General features: G+C 73.7%; 11 protein-coding genes. 5 read left to right on the plus strand and 6 right to left on the minus strand.

Features of this window, described 5'->3' with window-relative positions; translation table 11 throughout:
* Window positions 1-323 precede the first annotated feature (323 nt).
* Together glgX and treY are read left to right on the plus strand one after the other, a co-directional pair.
* Window positions 324-2,453 carry a glycogen debranching protein GlgX gene (gene glgX, locus DJ476_RS05225; protein WP_103417483.1) on the plus strand — a complete coding sequence of 710 codons (2,130 nt, stop codon included), beginning with the start codon at window positions 324-326 and terminating at the stop codon, window positions 2,451-2,453.
* Window positions 2,454-2,533: 80 nt separating this feature from the next.
* On the plus strand, window positions 2,534-4,915 hold the full coding sequence (treY, locus tag DJ476_RS05230; protein ID WP_112489959.1) for a malto-oligosyltrehalose synthase: 2,382 nt from the start codon (window positions 2,534-2,536) through the stop codon (window positions 4,913-4,915).
* A 33-nt stretch (window positions 4,916-4,948) separates the two neighbouring features.
* Here the strand turns inward: treY and DJ476_RS05235 are convergent, their stop codons facing one another.
* The 4 genes from DJ476_RS05235 to DJ476_RS05250 form a co-directional block, all read right to left on the minus strand.
* Complete coding sequence (locus DJ476_RS05235) at window positions 4,949-6,037, minus strand: cytochrome P450 (protein ID WP_112489960.1); 1,089 nt, start codon at window positions 6,035-6,037, stop codon at window positions 4,949-4,951.
* Window positions 6,038-6,199: 162 nt separating this feature from the next.
* Window positions 6,200-6,766, minus strand: a complete 567-nt coding sequence (locus DJ476_RS05240) for a DUF1707 and FHA domain-containing protein (protein ID WP_019766701.1) — start codon at window positions 6,764-6,766, stop codon at window positions 6,200-6,202.
* 123 nt (window positions 6,767-6,889) lie between these two features.
* The gene (locus DJ476_RS05245; RefSeq protein ID WP_112489961.1) at window positions 6,890-8,017 is read right to left on the minus strand and encodes an alpha-L-fucosidase; all 1,128 of its coding nucleotides are present in this window, start codon (window positions 8,015-8,017) and stop codon (window positions 6,890-6,892) included.
* Between the two features lie 14 nt (window positions 8,018-8,031).
* Window positions 8,032-9,426 (minus strand): GH1 family beta-glucosidase, encoded by a 1,395-nt coding sequence (locus DJ476_RS05250; protein WP_112492442.1) that lies wholly within the window; start codon window positions 9,424-9,426, stop codon window positions 8,032-8,034.
* A gap of 219 nt (window positions 9,427-9,645) precedes the next feature.
* Between DJ476_RS05250 and treZ the strand changes: the two genes are divergently transcribed.
* Window positions 9,646-11,406, plus strand: coding sequence for a malto-oligosyltrehalose trehalohydrolase (gene treZ / locus DJ476_RS05255; RefSeq protein ID WP_112492443.1), 1,761 nt, complete (start codon window positions 9,646-9,648; stop codon window positions 11,404-11,406).
* Window positions 11,407-11,445: 39 nt separating this feature from the next.
* Here treZ and DJ476_RS05260 read toward each other — a convergent pair whose 3' ends face one another.
* Together DJ476_RS05260 and DJ476_RS05265 are read right to left on the minus strand one after the other, a co-directional pair.
* Window positions 11,446-12,585, minus strand: coding sequence for a M24 family metallopeptidase (locus DJ476_RS05260; protein ID WP_112489962.1), 1,140 nt, complete (start codon window positions 12,583-12,585; stop codon window positions 11,446-11,448).
* Window positions 12,586-12,855: 270 nt separating this feature from the next.
* On the minus strand, window positions 12,856-13,503 hold the full coding sequence (locus DJ476_RS05265) for a nucleoside/nucleotide kinase family protein (protein ID WP_404827461.1): 648 nt from the start codon (window positions 13,501-13,503) through the stop codon (window positions 12,856-12,858).
* Window positions 13,504-13,597: 94 nt separating this feature from the next.
* Between DJ476_RS05265 and DJ476_RS05270 the strand changes: the two genes are divergently transcribed.
* Both DJ476_RS05270 and DJ476_RS05275 read left to right on the plus strand, forming a co-directional pair.
* A complete protein-coding gene (locus DJ476_RS05270) occupies window positions 13,598-13,999 on the plus strand; it encodes a VOC family protein (protein WP_103417477.1) in 402 nt (133 codons plus the stop codon).
* Between the two features lie 61 nt (window positions 14,000-14,060).
* Window positions 14,061-15,317, plus strand: a complete 1,257-nt coding sequence (locus DJ476_RS05275; protein WP_112489964.1) for a low temperature requirement protein A — start codon at window positions 14,061-14,063, stop codon at window positions 15,315-15,317.
* Window positions 15,318-15,352 lie beyond the last annotated feature (35 nt).

Consider the following 15,352-nt stretch of genomic DNA (forward strand, 5'->3'; position numbering starts at 1 on the left):
CGGTTTCCCAACTCCCCTGCTTCAGCGGCCTGTTCTTTGCGGTGAGATCGGGTGGAGTGAGCTGATTCATAGCGATTGGCGAACCCGGCGAAGGCCGCGTTCCGGACGCCCGCCGGCCGGGCGCGTCCGCAATCGCGTCCGGGGCGGCACCCCGGTGCCCGAAGTTGACCGGTGTGGCCGGAGACGGGCGACGGGACTGGGCCGCACCGCGTGACGTACTAGGTACGCGCCCCCATTTCGGGGAGTATTCGTGGGTAACCGTCAGGGGGTAACAGGCCGAGGAAGGCCGACGCACCCGGATCAGAAATGGAAGAGTTCTGCCTATGCAGGTCTGGCCGGGACACGCTTATCCTCTCGGCGCCACCTACGACGGCGCCGGTACCAACTTCGCGGTCTTCTCCGAGGCCGCCCACCGGATCGAGTTGTGCCTGCTGCACGACGACGGTTCGGAGACGGCGGTGGAGCTGCGCGAGACCGACGCCTTCGTGCGCCACGCCTATCTGCCCGGGGTGATGCCCGGTCAGCGGTACGGCTTCCGGGTCCACGGGCCCTACGAGCCGCAGCACGGGCAGCGGTGCAACTCCGCGAAACTGCTGCTCGATCCGTACGCGCGTGCGATCGCCGGTCAGATCGAGTGGGGCGAGGCGGTGTACGGCTATCCGTTCGGGCGGCCGGACGCCCGCAACGACCTCGACTCGGCGCCGCACACCATGACCTCGGTGGTGGTGAACCCGTACTTCGACTGGGGCGACGACCGCCGCCCCCGTACGGACTACCACCGGACGGTGATCTACGAGGCGCACGTCAAGGGCCTCACGATGCTCCATCCGGGGCTGCCGCCCGAGCTGCGCGGTACGTACGCGGGGCTCGCCCACCCGGAGATCATCGCCCACCTCACCGAGCTGGGCGTCACGGCGATCGAGCTGATGCCCATCCACCAGTTCGTCCAGGACCACCGCCTGGCCGACATGGGGCTCGCCAACTACTGGGGCTACAACACCATCGGCTTCTTCGCCCCGCACAACGCCTACGCCTCCTGGGGCGAGCGCGGCGAACAGGTGCTGGAGTTCAAGCAGGCGGTCAAGGCCCTCCACCAGGCGGGCATCGAGGTCATCCTCGACGTGGTCTACAACCACACCGCCGAGGGCAACCACCTGGGCCCCACGCTCTCCTTCCGCGGCCTCGACAACGCCTCGTACTACCGGCTGACCGACGATCAGCGGTACTACATGGACACCACGGGCACCGGGAACTCCCTGCTCATGCGGTCCCCGCACGTCCTCCAGATGATCATGGACTCGCTGCGGTACTGGGTGACCGAGATGCATGTGGACGGCTTCCGCTTCGACCTGGCGGCGACGCTGGCCCGCCAGTTCCACGAGGTCGACCGGCTCTCCTCCTTCTTCGACCTGGTCCAGCAGGACCCGGTGGTCAGCCAGGTGAAGCTGATCGCCGAGCCGTGGGACGTCGGCGAGGGCGGCTACCAGGTGGGCAACTTCCCGCCGCTGTGGACCGAGTGGAACGGCAAGTACCGCGACACGGTCCGCGATCTGTGGCGGGGCGAGCCGCGTACGCTCGCGGAGTTCGCCGGGCGGCTGACGGGCTCCTCCGACCTCTACCAGGACGACGGGCGCCGCCCCCTCGCCTCCATCAACTTCACCACCTGCCACGACGGCTTCACGCTGCACGACATGGTCGCGTACAACGAGAAGCGGAACGACGCCAACGGCGAGGGCAACCGGGACGGCGAGAGCCACAACCGCTCCTGGAACTGCGGGGTGGAGGGCGAGACGGACGACCCGGAGGTCCTGGAGCTGCGGGGCCGCCAGATGCGGAACTTCATCGCCACGCTGATGCTCTCGCAGGGCGTGCCGATGCTGAGCCACGGGGACGAGTTCGCCCGGACGCAGCGGGGCAACAACAACGCCTACTGCCAGGACAACGAGCTGGCCTGGATCCACTGGCCCGATCCGGAGGCGCCGGACGACGAGTTCCGGCGGAACCTGCTGGAGTTCACCCGGGCCATGGTGTGGCTCCGCCGCGACCACCCGGTCTTCCGGCGCCGCCGCTTCTTCCACGGGCGCCCGGTGGAGGGCACCCACGACGAGCTGTCCGACATCGCCTGGTTCACCCCCGAGGGCGAGGAGATGACCCAGCAGGACTGGCAGGCGGCGCACGCCAAGGCGCTGACCGTCTTCCTCAACGGCCACGCCATCTCCGAGCCGGGGCCCCGCGGGGAGCGGATCTCCGACGATTCGTTCCTGCTGATGTTCAACGCGAGCGCCGAGACGCTGGACTTCGCCGTCCCCGTAGGCCACGGGGAGCAGTGGCAGGTGGTCGTGGACACCGCACGTGCGGAAGGGGTGCCTCCGGGGACCGGGCCGAAAGTGGCCGAGGGCGAACAGGTGACGATGATCGGCCGCAGTCTGACCGTGCTGAAACGGCCCGCCTGAAGCCCCGCGCACGCCCTCCGCGGGGTGAGCGTTCCGCCCGGGGTGAGAGAGGCCGCCCCGGGCGGGGTACGTGAAAGGCCATGACGCCCACCGCCACGTACCGGCTTCAGCTCCAGCCCGACTTCCCCTTCCCGGCGGCCGAGAAGGCGGTGCCCTACCTGGCCGCGCTCGGCGTCTCCCATCTCCACCTCTCGCCCGTCCTGGAGGCGGTCCCCGGCTCCCGGCACGGCTACGACGTGGTCGACCACAGCCGCGTACGGGAGGAGCTGGGCGGTGAGGAGGGGCTGCGGAGCCTCGCCGCCACCGCCCGGGAGCACGGGCTCGGGCTCGTCCTCGACATCGTGCCCAACCACATGGCCGCGGCCCCCCGCCACAACCGGCAGCTCTGGGAGGTGCTGCGCGAGGGTCGGGCATCGCCGTACGCCCGCTGGTTCGACATCGACTGGGCGGCGGGCGGGGACAAGGTACTGCTGCCGGTGCTGGCCGGTCCGCTCGGCGGCGAGCTGGACGCGTTCGCCGTGGACGCCGACGCGGAGGTGCTGCGCTACGGCGAGCAGGAGTTCCCGCTGCGGGCGGGGACGGCGGAGCTTCCGCTTCCGGAACTGCTGGACGCCCAGCACTACCGGCTCGCCTGGTGGCGCCTCGCCCGCACCGAGCTGAACTACCGCCGCTTCTTCACCGTCTCCGAGCTGATCGGCGTCCGCGTCGAGCACCCCGAGGTCTTCGACGCCACCCACGCCAAGGTCCTCGAACTGCTCCGCGACGGCGTCCTGGACGGCCTGCGGATCGACCACCCGGACGGCCTGGCCGACCCTGCGGCCTACCTGAGCCGGCTGAACGAGGAGACAGGCGGCCGCTGGACGGTCGTGGAGAAGATCCTCACCGGCGACGAGCACCTTCCGGCCGGGTGGGCGGTGGCCGGGACGACCGGTTACGACGCCCTGCACCGGATCGACGGACTCTTCACCGACCCCTCGGGCGCGGCGGAGCTGCTCGGCCACTACCGGGAGTTCGCGGGCCCGCCGGGCGACCGGGGCGGCTACTGGAAGGCGACCGTCCGCCGGGCCGCCTACCGGGTCGCAACCCATGAACTGGCCTCCGAGACCGCCTGGCTGACCCGGCTCGCGGCCTCCGTCTGCGCCGCCGACCCGGCCCTGCGCGACCACGCCCCCTGGGCGCTGCGCACGGCGATCCGGGAGCTGCTCGTCCGGATTCCGGTCTACCGCCCGTACGTCACGGCGGGCGTGGAACCGACCCGGATCGCGGAGGAGACCCTTCCGGACGATGCCGTACGGGACGCGAAGGCGGTGTTCTCCGTGCCGGAGGAGGCCGCCGCGGTCGATGTCGTACGGGATCTGGCGCTCGGGCGGCTGGGCGGCGGGGAGGAACAGGCGGCCTTCTGCGCCCGGTTCGCGCAGACGGCCTCCGCACTGCACGCCAAGTCGGTGGAGGACACGGCGTTCTACCGGTACGTGCCGCTGATCTCGGCCACGGAGGTGGGCGGGGACCCCGGGCGGCCGGCGGTGACGGTGCCGGAGTTCCACGCCTTCGCCACCCGCATCGCCCGGGACTGGCCCGCGACGGGGACGGTCCTCACCACGCACGACACGAAGCGGAGCGCCGATGTACGGGCCCGGATCGCGGTCCTGTCGGAGTGCCCGGACCGGTGGGCGCGGCTGGTGGGCGAGCTGACGGAGGCCACACCGGTCGCTCCCCCGGACCCGCAACTCGCCTGGCAGGCCTGGCAGTCGAGTTACGGCTGCGCGCCGCTGCCCGCCGAGGAGCTGGGCCCCCGGCTGGAGCCCGCGCTGCTGAAGGCGGTGCGGGAGGCCGGGCTCTTCACCAGCTGGACGGAGCCGGACGCGGCGTACGAGCGGGCGGTGACGGACTTCGTGGCGGCCGGGCCGGGCAGCGCTTCCGGGACGGCCCGGCGGCTGGTGACCGCGTTCGCGGAGTCGCTGGCCCCGCACATCCGGGCGACGGTGCTGGGGGCGGGGCTGGTGCAGCTGACGATGCCGGGGGTGCCGGATCTGTACCAGGGCACGGAGAGCGAGTATCTGGCCCTGGTGGACCCGGACAACCGGCGCCCGTTCCGGCGGCCGGAGGGCCCGGAGGAGGAGAAGCAGGTGGTGACGGCGGCGGCGCTGCGGCTGCGGCGGGAACTGCCGGAGGTGTTCGGGGAGTCGGGGACGTACGTACCGCTGACGGCGCGGGGCCCGGCGGCCGGGCATGTGGTGGCGTTCTCCCGGTCGGACGAGGTGGCGGTGGCGGTGACCCGGCTGTCGCTGCGGCTGGCGGAGGACGGCGGGTGGCGGGACACGGTGGTGGAGCTGCCGGACGGCGGGCCGTGGCGGGACGTGCTGGCCCCTACTCCCGTACGGGAGTGGGCGGGGGGCGCGGTGGCGGCGGGCGAGCTGTTCGGCGAGCGGCCGGTGGCGCTGTTGCGGAGGGTACGGGAGTGACGCCGGGGGCAGTGCCGCCCTGGCGGGAAGGGCTCAGGAGGGGCGGACGAGCAGGGTCCTCGGCCCCCGGGTGAGCACCCCGCTCGACGTCGGGCGGAATCCCTCGGCCCAGCGGATGCGGGGCATCGCCGTCAGCAGGGCCCGCAGACCGTGTTCGGCCTCCAGCCTGCCGAGCAGGGCGGCGGGGCAGCCGGCCGGGCCGCTGAACAGCGGGTCGGCGTCGGCGCGCAGCGGGTCGAACCGGTCGGGGGCGGCGAACCGGGCCGGGTCGCGGCCCGCCGCGCCGATGAGGCAGGCGACGGCCTCCCCGGCGGGCAGCGTGCCGCCGCTGACCCGGACCTCGGTGCGGGTGCGGCGCAGCACGATCTGGACGGGCGGATCCCGGCGCAGCGTCTCGGCCCAGGCCCGGCGGAGCAGCATCCCGGCCCCGGTCCCGCCGCCCGCCACGGCGGCGAGCAGGTCGGGGTCGTCCAGCATGTTGGCGAGGAACGAGGCGAGGGCCCGTTCGCGGAGCCCGGTCTGCCGGGCGCAGTCGTCGGCTCCGCCGCCGGGCCGGGGCGGGGCGTTGGGGTCCGGGGAGAAGAGCCCGGCGGCGACGGCGACGGCCCCGGCGGGCAGCCAGCGGCAGAACTCCCCGACCAGATCGGCCCGGTCGCGCCCGGCTATGCGGCGGGCCAGGACGTAGGCGGCGCGCTCGACGGCGGGGCCGGGGCCGGTGTCGGCCGGGGCAGAGGCAGGGGCGGGGGCGGGGGCGGTGTCCGCCGGGGTGTCCGGGGTCTCTGCCCGGGCAGGGGCCGTTCCGCTCTCCGGCAGCGGGGTGCAGACCAGGCTCCCCCGGCAGAGGCCCAGCGGTGCCGGGACCGGGCCGCGCGGGGCGCCGTCGTGCGGGTAGCCGGTGAAGCGGGGGTCGGTGAGGGCCAGCACCACGTCCTCGTACCGGCTGAGCAGCCAGGCGCCGAGGCCCGGGTCGTGGCCGAGCGGGAAGTCGGTGCGGAGGATCCGGTAGAGGCGCAGGCGGTACGGGTCGGTCGAGGCACCCGGCTCCAGGAGTCCCGGCTGCCCGCCCGCGAGCCGGTGCGGGCGGCGGGCGGTGGGCAGGGCCTCGGAGCGGTCGGCCGGCATCCCTCGTCGCCCCCTGCGGTCGTGGCGTCGCCTGTCGACGCACCTGCCCCCAGTGGACCTCCGCCGGGGGCCCACCGCAGTCGGCGTACGCCCGTTCGGGTGAGGGTGCGCCGGGGCGGAGGGGCCGGAGCGGACGGCTTGCGATGTGCGGGAGGGCCGTGCTCAGGCGGGCGGGCGCGGTGCGGGGGCGGTGAGGCGGAAGCTCATCCGGCCGAAGCTCACCTGGTCGCCGTCGCGCACCGGGATCGAGCCGACGAGCCGCTGGCCGTTGACGCAGGTGCCGTTGGTGGAGCCGAGGTCGCGCAGCACCCAGCGGCCGTGCTGCACGGTCAGCTCGGCGTGCAGCCGGGAGACCGTCTCGTGGTTGAGGCGCAGCCCGTTGCCCGGGTCGCGGCCGATGAGCAGCGGATACGGGCTCGGTGCGGGGAGCAGCAGCTTCGGGAGGCGCTCGGTCTGCCAGGCGCGGCGCAGCCGTCCCGGGAAGGCGGATATCCCGCCGACCGCCCGGACGAGCCCCTGCGAGAACCGGCTGCCGGAGTCCAGGTCGGAGGTGAGGGCCGCCAACTCCTCGGGGCGGCGCGCGGCGAGGGCCAGCTCCATGCGCCGCATGAAGGTGTCGTGGGAGAGCTTGCCCTGTGCGGCACCTTCTCTGAGCACGCCGAGGACACGGTCGCGCTGGGCGTCCGACAGCCGCGCGGGATACGTGTGGAACTCGGGGGACGACGTCACAGGGTCGATTGTCGGGCCGAGGGGGCCGGGGTGTCCAGAAGGGTCCCGCTTCCAGCCCGTTCTGACCTGCGCCGGGGGCGGTCCGGCCCGCCGGACCGCCCCCGGCCAGGGCGCGCGCCGGTCTCACCGCGACGGTGGCCCCTCCACCGTCTCCGCCGCGTCCTCCGCCAGCCACTGCAGCCGCAGCAGCTGTTCGGCCGGGATCGTCGCGTCCTCGCCGCGCGGGCCCACGTTCAGCAGCAGGTTCCCGCCGTCGGCCGCCGTGGAGCGGACCAGGGAGGTGAGGGCCTCGCGGCCGATGAAGGCGTCGGGCGGGGAGTTGCGGTTGTAGCCGAAGCTGTGGTCGATGCCCCGGGTGATCTCGTACGGGTCGGAGCCGGTGTAGCGGGCGTACTCCGGCGTACGGAAGTCGAAGGCGGGCGGCGTGCGCGGGACGAACCCTTCGCCCTGGGCCACCGTGCGCCGGTCCCACCAGTTGTAGAGGGACCGGGCGCCCGGCAGGCGGAGGGCCCGCCAGTGCGGGGCGTACGGCAGCAGGCGGTCGTTGACGACGCCGTGGGGGACGGTGAAGCGGTAGTAGTCGGTGAGGGAGCGGATCTCGGCGGCGGAGGCCGGCCAGGCGATGTCGTTCCAGAGGATGTCGGGGCGGTAGCGGCGGATCAGCTCGCGCAGCTGGGCATCGGCGTAGGCGGGGTAGCTGCCGCGCGGGACGGCGGAGAACATGTCGGCGGCGGTGCCGATGGGCCGGTCGTCGAAGGTCCAGTCGAGCCCGCCGGAGTAGTAGACGCCGAACCGCAGGCCCTTGGCCCGTACGGCTTCGGCGAACTCCCCGACCACGTCCCGGGTGGTGTGCCAGCCGGTGCGGTGCGGGTTCCCGGTCTCGGAGGGCCAGAGGCAGAAGCCGTCGTGGTGCTTGGTGACGAGGACCGCGTAACCGGCCCCCGCCTCGCGGAAGGAGCGCGCCCAGGCGGCCGGGTCCCAGGTGGCGAGCCCGTCCTCGAAGGCGCGGCCGAAGTCGGTGTAGGGGCGGGTGCCGTAGGTGGCGCGGTGGTGGGCGGCGGCCGGGGAGCCGGGGAAGCGGAGGGAGTTCTCGTACCACTCCGCGTACGGGGTCCAGCCGAGCGGCGCCCGCCGTCCCGCCGCCGGGAGTTCGGCGGTGGGGACATGGGGCGGGGCCCAGCCGGGGACGGAGGCGGGTGTCCAGTGAACGAAGATCCCCAGCCGGGCCCGGGACCACCATGAAGCGACCATGGCGGGAGTATTGATCATTCGGAGGGGGCCGCGTAAGCCCCCTCGACCGCCGGATTCCGGTGCTGCTGCTTCTGGACGCGGATCAGGTCGCGGTACCAGGCGTACGAGGCCTTCGGCGTCCTGGCGAGGGTCTCGAAGTCGATGTGGACCAGGCCGAACCGCTGCGATGCGCCCTCCGTCCACTCCACGTTGTCGGTGAGCGACCAGGTGAAGTAGCCGCGTACGTCGACCCCGGCGTCCATCGCCGCGCGCAGGGCGGTCAGGTGGCTCTCCAGATAGGCGACGCGGCGGTCGTCGGCGAGCGGCTCCTCCAGGGCGCAGCCGTTCTCGGTGATGTGGAGCGGCGGGAGGCGGTCGCCGTAGCGGCGGTGGAGCAGGGTGAGGATCTCGGTCAGCCCCTCGGGGACCACGGGCCAGCCGAAGCCGGTCTTCTCGTACCCCTCGATCTCCCTGATGCCGAAGGGGAGTTCGGAGGGCATCGTGAAGCCGGAGAAGGTCTCCAGTGCCTCCGGGCGGGGGGCGCCGACGAGGGTGGGGTTGTAGTAGTTGACGCCGTACCAGTCGAGCGGGGTGGAGATGACCTTGAGGTCGTCCGTCACCGGCCCGGGCATCAGGGCGGCGAGGCCGTCGTCCGGGTAGCGGCCGGTGAGGACGGGGTCCGCGAAGAGCCAGTTGGTGAGGGTGTCGTACAGCTCCGCCCCGAAGCGGTCCTCGTCCGAGTCCCCCGCCGTCCAGACCGGGGCGTGGGAGAAGGCCGCGCCGATGTTGTCGGCGCCCGCCGCGCGCAGGGCCCGGACGGCGAGGCCGTGGGCGAGGAGCTGGTGGTGGGCGGCGGGCAGGGCGTCGAAGAGAAGGGTGCGGCCGGGGGCGTGCTCGCCCAGGGCGTAGCCGAGGAGGGTGACCTCGGCGGGTTCGTTGATGGTGATCCACATCGGGACCCGGTCCGCGAGCCGTTCGGCGACGATGCCCGCGTACTCCGCGAAGCGGTAGGCGGTGTCCCGGTCGAGCCAGCCGCCCGCCTCCTCCAGCGGGAGCGGGGTGTCCCAGTGGTAGAGGGTCGGGGCGGGGGTGATGCCGTGGGCGCACAGCTCGTCGACGAGCCGGTCGTAGAAGTCGAGCCCGTCCGCGTTGACGGCCCCGCTGCCGCCGGGCACCACGCGCGGCCAGCTGACGGAGAACCGGAACGCGTCGGCGCCGAGCCCGGCGAGCAGGGCCACGTCCTCGCGGTAACGGTCGTGGAAGCCGGTGGCGCGGGTGGTGTCGGTGCCGTCCTTGATCCGGCCGGGCAGCGCGGCGAAGGCGTCCCACCCCGAGGGGCCCTTCCCGTCGGCGTCCACCGCCCCCTCGGTCTGGAACGCGGAGGCGGAGGCCCCCCAGAGGAAGCCGGGCGGGAACTGCGGTACGGGCATCTCGGCCTCCATGAGCCGTACGGATGAACGGAACCTGTATGAGCGGGGAGCCGACCGGGCAATGATCAGGACCAGACCTTAATGGCCGGTAACCGGCCGGTTCTAGAGGCGGGCGGTCATGGATGGTGGTGAGCCGGGCGCGGGGCCTGCCTCCGGACGGCGGGGGTGGCCTGACGGTCTGTTACGAGCGTGGCGGACGGTACGGACGAGGAGTGGTGGATGCGGTTCGAGGTGTGGGCCCCCGAGGCGGACACGGTCGTGCTGGAGGCGGCGGAGGTCCGTTGCCCGATGGAGCGCCACCCGCTGCGCGAGGGGTGGTGGAGCGCGGAGGCGGAGGCGGTGGACGGGGACCGCTACGGGTTCCGGGTGGACGACGGGCCGCTGCTGCCGGACCCCCGTTCGCGCCGCCAGCCGGACGGGCCGGACGGGCCGAGCGCGGTGGTCGACCAGGGGGCGTACGCCTGGCGCAACGGGTGGGCGGGGCGGCGGCTGAACCGGGCCGTGCTGTACGAGCTGCACGTGGGGACGTACACCCCGGAGGGCACCTTCGCCGCGGCGGCGGAGCGGCTGGGCCATCTGGCGGAGCTGGGGATCACCCATGTGTCGCTGATGCCGGTCTGCCCGTTCCCGGGCGTCAACGGGTGGGGGTACGAGGGGGTCTCGCTCTGGGCGGTGCACGAGCCGTACGGCGGGCCGGAGGGGCTTAAACGCTTTGTCGACACGGCCCATGGGCTGGGGCTCGGGGTGGTCCTGGACGTGGTCCACAACCACCTGGGCCCGTCCGGCAACTATCTGCCCGCCTTCGGCCCGTACTTCACCGACACCCACCACACCCCGTGGGGCGCGGCGGTCAATCTGGACGCCCCGGGCTCGGACGAGGTGCGGGCCTTCCTGATCGGCAGCGCGCTGGCCTGGCTGCGGGACTACCGCCTGGACGGGCTGCGGCTCGACGCGGTGCACGCGCTGGCCGACACCCGGGCGCTCACCTTCCTGGAGGAGCTGTCGACGGCGGTCGACACACTGGCGGCGGAGCTGGGCCGGCCGCTCGGCCTCATCGCGGAGTCCGACCTCTGCGACCCCCGCACCACCACCCCGCGTACGGCGGGCGGCCTCGGACTGCACGCCCAGTGGAACGACGACTTCCACCACGCCCTGCACACCGCGCTCACCGGCGAGTCCCAGGGCTACTACGCGGACTTCGCCCGCGCCCCGCTCGCCGCCCTGGCCAAGACCGTGACCTCGGTCTTCTTCCACAACGGGACCTTCTCCAGCTTCCGGGGCCGCAGCCACGGCCGCCCGGTCGACGTCTCCCGCTCCCCCGCCCACCGCTTCGTCGGCTACGCGCAGACCCACGACCAGATCGGCAACCGGGCCCTCGGCGAACGCCTCGCCGCCTCCCTCGCCCCCGGCCTCCAGGCGTGTTCGGCGGCCCTGGTGCTGACCGGACCGTTCACGCCGATGCTCTTCATGGGCGAGGAGTGGGGGGCGCGCACGCCCTGGCAGTTCTTCACCGACCACACCGATCCGGAGCTGGCGGAGGCCGTACGCAACGGCAGGCGGCGGGAGTTCGGCGCGCACGGGTGGGCGGAGGAGGAGATCCCGGACCCGCAGGACCCGGCGACCCGCGACCGCTCCTGTCTGGACTGGACCGAGCCGGAGCGCGAACCGCACGCGCGGCTGCTCGCCTGGTACCGCGAACTCATCGCGCTGCGGCGGGCGTTGCCCGACCTCCACGATCCGGACCTGGCGTCGGTGAAGGTCGCCTACGACGAGGACGCCCGCTGGTTCGCGTATCGCAGGGGCGATGTGCGGGTCGCGGTCAATCTGGCCGACCGGCCGGTGGCGATCCCGCTGGGTCTCGGGCGCCACCGCCGGTCCGGCGGACGGGTGTTGGCGGCCTGGGAGCCGGTGGTGGCGCCGGGGGCGGACGGGGTGCTGCGGCTGCCGCCGGAGTCGTGCGTGGTGCTGGCGGACGAGTGAGCCCAGAGGGCAGCGGGCTCAACTCCCCTTGCCCATCCACTACTCCACGATCGCCAGCTCGCGTGCGGTGGCGTTGAGGCGGCGGCCGCCGTCCTCGGTGACGGTCACGATGTCCTCGATCCGGACCCCGAAACGGCCGGGGAGATAGATGCCCGGCTCGACGGAGAAGCACATGCCGGGGACGAGCGGCTGCTCCTCGCCCTCGATCATGTACGGCGGTTCATGGGTGGTGACGCCGATGCCGTGGCCGGTGCGGTGGATGAACCGCTCGCCGTAGCCGAACTCGGTGATCACCGCCCTGGCTGCCCGGTCGATCTCCTGGCAGGCGACCCCGGGCCGCACGGCGGCGCACCCTGCCTGCTGGGCCTCGCGGACGATGTCGTGGACCCGCTGCTCCTCGGCGGTGGGCTCACCGACATGGACCGTACGGGAGGTGTCGGAGCCGTAGCCGTGCTTCAGCCCGCCGAAGTCCAGGACGACCATGTCCCCGCGCTCGATGGTCCGTTCACCCGCCTCGTGGTGCGGGTTGGCGCCGTTGGGGCCGGAGCCGACGACGGTGAAGTCGACCTGGGAGTGGCCGAAGTGCTGGAGCAGCGCGGCGAGATCGGCGGCCACGTCGGCCTCCCGGCGCCCCGAGAACCGCACCTTCAGGATCTCCTCGTACGTGGCGTCTGCCGCGGCCCCCGCCGCCGCCAGCCGCTCCAGCTCGGCGGCGTCCTTGACCGCCCGGAGCATCGGGAGCGCCTCGGTGAGGGCGGTGTACGTGGTGCCGGGCAGCGCCCGCTGGAGGCCGAGGAGGTGCATCGCCCAGGCGTTGTCGCTGACGGCGAAGCGGCCCCGGTCGCCGAGGAGCGGGGCGGTGACCGCGTACGGGTCCATGCCGTCGGTCCAGTCCCGCAGCGCGAGGGCGGGCGCCCCGGTGGCAGCCGCCGCGTCGGGGGCCTCCAGGGTCGGGACGACCAGGACCGGTTCCTCGCCGGGGCGCAGGACGAGGAGGGTGAGGCGTTCGGTGGAGACGGGCCGGTACCCGGTCAGATGGACGAGGTCGGGGCCGGGCGCGACGACGACCCCGGCCAGCCCGACCGCGGCGGCGGACTCGGCCGCCCGCGCCATCCGGGCGCGGTAATCCTCGGCAGTGAAGGGGACGGGGGGCGGCGCGGGCTCGTTCGGGCTGGACATCAGACCTCCTGGGGTGAGGACCGGCGCGGGGCACGGCTCCTTGCATCCTGCCCGCCGGGCGGGGCGCCGACCAGCCATGATCAAGCCGGTACGCGTGCGGTCCCGTGCGCTCCGGTCGGCACCCGTACGTACGGTCGGGCCGGTGGCCGTACGGTCAGGACCGGGATCAGACCGGCACCCGTACGGTCGCCATCAGGCCTCTGGCCGTACGGTCACGGCCACGATCAGGCCGGTGGCCATACAGTCACGAGCAAGCCGGTGGGCGTACGGTCACGACGGTAGCCGCACCACCACGTCGGCCCGGTCCCGGCCGCGCTCCACCAGCCGGGCGTTCGCCTCGTCCGAGCGCTCCACCCACGCCCGCGCGTACGCCGGGGGCTTCCCGTACCGCACATGGCGCTCGACGAGCCGCCGCACCCGGATCTCCGGGTCGAGGTCCAGGTACCAGACCTCGTCGAGCAACCCGCGCACCGGCGCCCAGGGCCCCTCGTCGAGCAGCAGGTAGTTGCCCTCGGTGATGACGAGCGGGACGCCCGGGGGGATCGGCAGGGCCCCGGCGACCGGCTCCTCCAGGGCGCGGTCGAAGGCGGGGGCGTACACCGGGTGGACCGGGTCGGGGTCGCGCAGCCGCCGCAGGAGCGCCGCGTACCCCGGCGCATCGAAGGTGTCGGGGGCGCCCTTGCGGTCGGCGCGGCCGAGGCGGTCCAGCTCGGCGGCGGCGAGATGGAAGCCGTCCATGGGGACGAGGGCGGCGCGCCCCTCCAGGGCCTCGGCCAGCCGTCGCGCCAGGGTGGACTTGCCGGCGCCGGGCGGCCCGACGATGCCGAGGACGCGGCGCGCCCCGGCCTCCGCCAGGCGGCGGGCCCGGTCGGTCGCGGGGGTGAGGGCGGCGGCTCCGGTGAGGTCCAGGAAGTCCATGCGGGGCATTGTGCGGGGGCGGGGGCCGGAAGCGTTAGTGTTACGTATAACTACTTCGTTGCGTACAACTGCTTCCCGAGCCTGTGGAGGGCCCATGTCCCACATCGCCCTGGTCACCCTGGTCGTCCGCGACTACGACGAGGCCGTCGCCTTCTACCGCGACGCGCTCGGCTTCGAGCTGGTGGAGGACACCGACCGGGGCGACGGCTCCCGCTGGGTGGTCGTGCGCCCGCGCGGGGCGGCGGACGGTACGGGGCTGCTGCTGGCCCGCGCGAAGGACGGGGCGCAGGAGGCGAGCGTGGGGGCGCAGACGGGCGGGCGGGTCGGCTTCTTCCTCCACACGGAGGACTTCGCAGCCGACCACGCCCGGATGAGCGCGGCGGGGGTGCGCTTCCTGGAGGAGCCCCGGCACGAGACGTACGGCTCGGTCGCGGTCTTCGAGGACCTGTACGGCAACCGCTGGGATCTGCTGCAGCCGGCTCCGGCCCGGTCCTGACCCGTCGCCATTCGGCCCACAGCCGAGGCGCGGCCGAACGCCCTGCGCCGACGATGGGGCCATGGAGTCGACGCAGAGCGCCGCACCGGCACCGGCCGAGCGGCACGCCGGGTGGAACGAGCTGTTCTTCGACCTGGTCGTCGTCGCCGGGGCGGGGCAGCTCGCGCATCTGCTGCACGACGGCCCGGACCCGGCGGACCTCGCCCTGTACGCGGTCCTCTACCTGGCCTTCTGGACCACCTGGGCCGGGTTCGCCGTCTACGGGGACATCGCGGCCTCCGAGACCCGGGTCCGCACGCTGCTGGTCGCGATGTTCGGCATGGCCGTGATGGCAGCCTCCGTGCACACCGTGCAGACCGGCCACGCGGTCGCCTTCGTGATCGCCTATGTCGCGCTGCGCTGGCAGGCGGGCCGTGTCTGGCAGCGGGGCAGCATCGTGGTGGACTGGCCGCTGGCCCAGTTCGGTTCGGGTGCGGTGCCCTGGCTCGTCTCGCTCTTCGTGGACGCGCCGCTGCGGTACTGGCTCTGGGCCCTGGGCATCGCCCTGGACATCGTCACCCTGCTGGTCTCCACCCGTGACCGCACCCTGCGCCGGGCCCACGAGCGGGCCGCGCGCCGGCGCGACGGCCGCCCGCCGCCGGGCCCCGCGCACGGCCCGGCCGCCGGACCGCCCCGGCTCAGCGAGTCCCGGATCGACGCCGCGCACATGGGCGAGCGGCTGGGGCTGTACGTGATCATCGTGCTGGGCGAGGGCGTCATCCAGATCATCGGCGCCGCGTCCGAACGGGACGACTGGGACGGGCCGCTCGCCGCCACCGGGCTCGGGGCCTTCGGCCTGCTGGCCGGGATCTGCACGCTGAGCCTGCTCTACGGCACCAACGGGATCCCCCATCTGCGCAAGGGCACCCTCGCGCCGAGGCTGGCGATGCTGCTGCACGCCGTGATGACCGGCTTCCTGGTCGCGCTGGCCACCGCGCTGGGCTCGGCCATCACGCACGTCGACGACGTCCTGCCGAGGGGCCAGCACTGGCTGCTGTGCGGGGCGGTGGCCGGGTACTTCGCAGCGGGCCTGGTCGCGGCGCTGCCCCTGGCGAACCGGTCCGACCGGGTGTGGCTGCTGGGGTGGGCGCTGCCCTGTCTGGCCGTGTCGGTGACGCTCGCCCCGCTCGGGGAGCGACTGCCGGCCTGGGCCACGATCTGGATCCTGGTGGCCCTGGTCTGCTGGCAGATCCTGTACGACCCGGGGCGGGCGGGGAAGCCGCCGTCGGGGCGGCGGGGGTGGGGCGGGAGGATCCGGCGTACGGCGCGGATCGTTTGAGGGTGTGAGCACCGCTCACGCCCACGAGCACCGCT

Source organism: Streptomyces bacillaris (assembly GCF_003268675.1).
GTDB lineage: Bacteria > Actinomycetota > Actinomycetes > Streptomycetales > Streptomycetaceae > Streptomyces > Streptomyces bacillaris.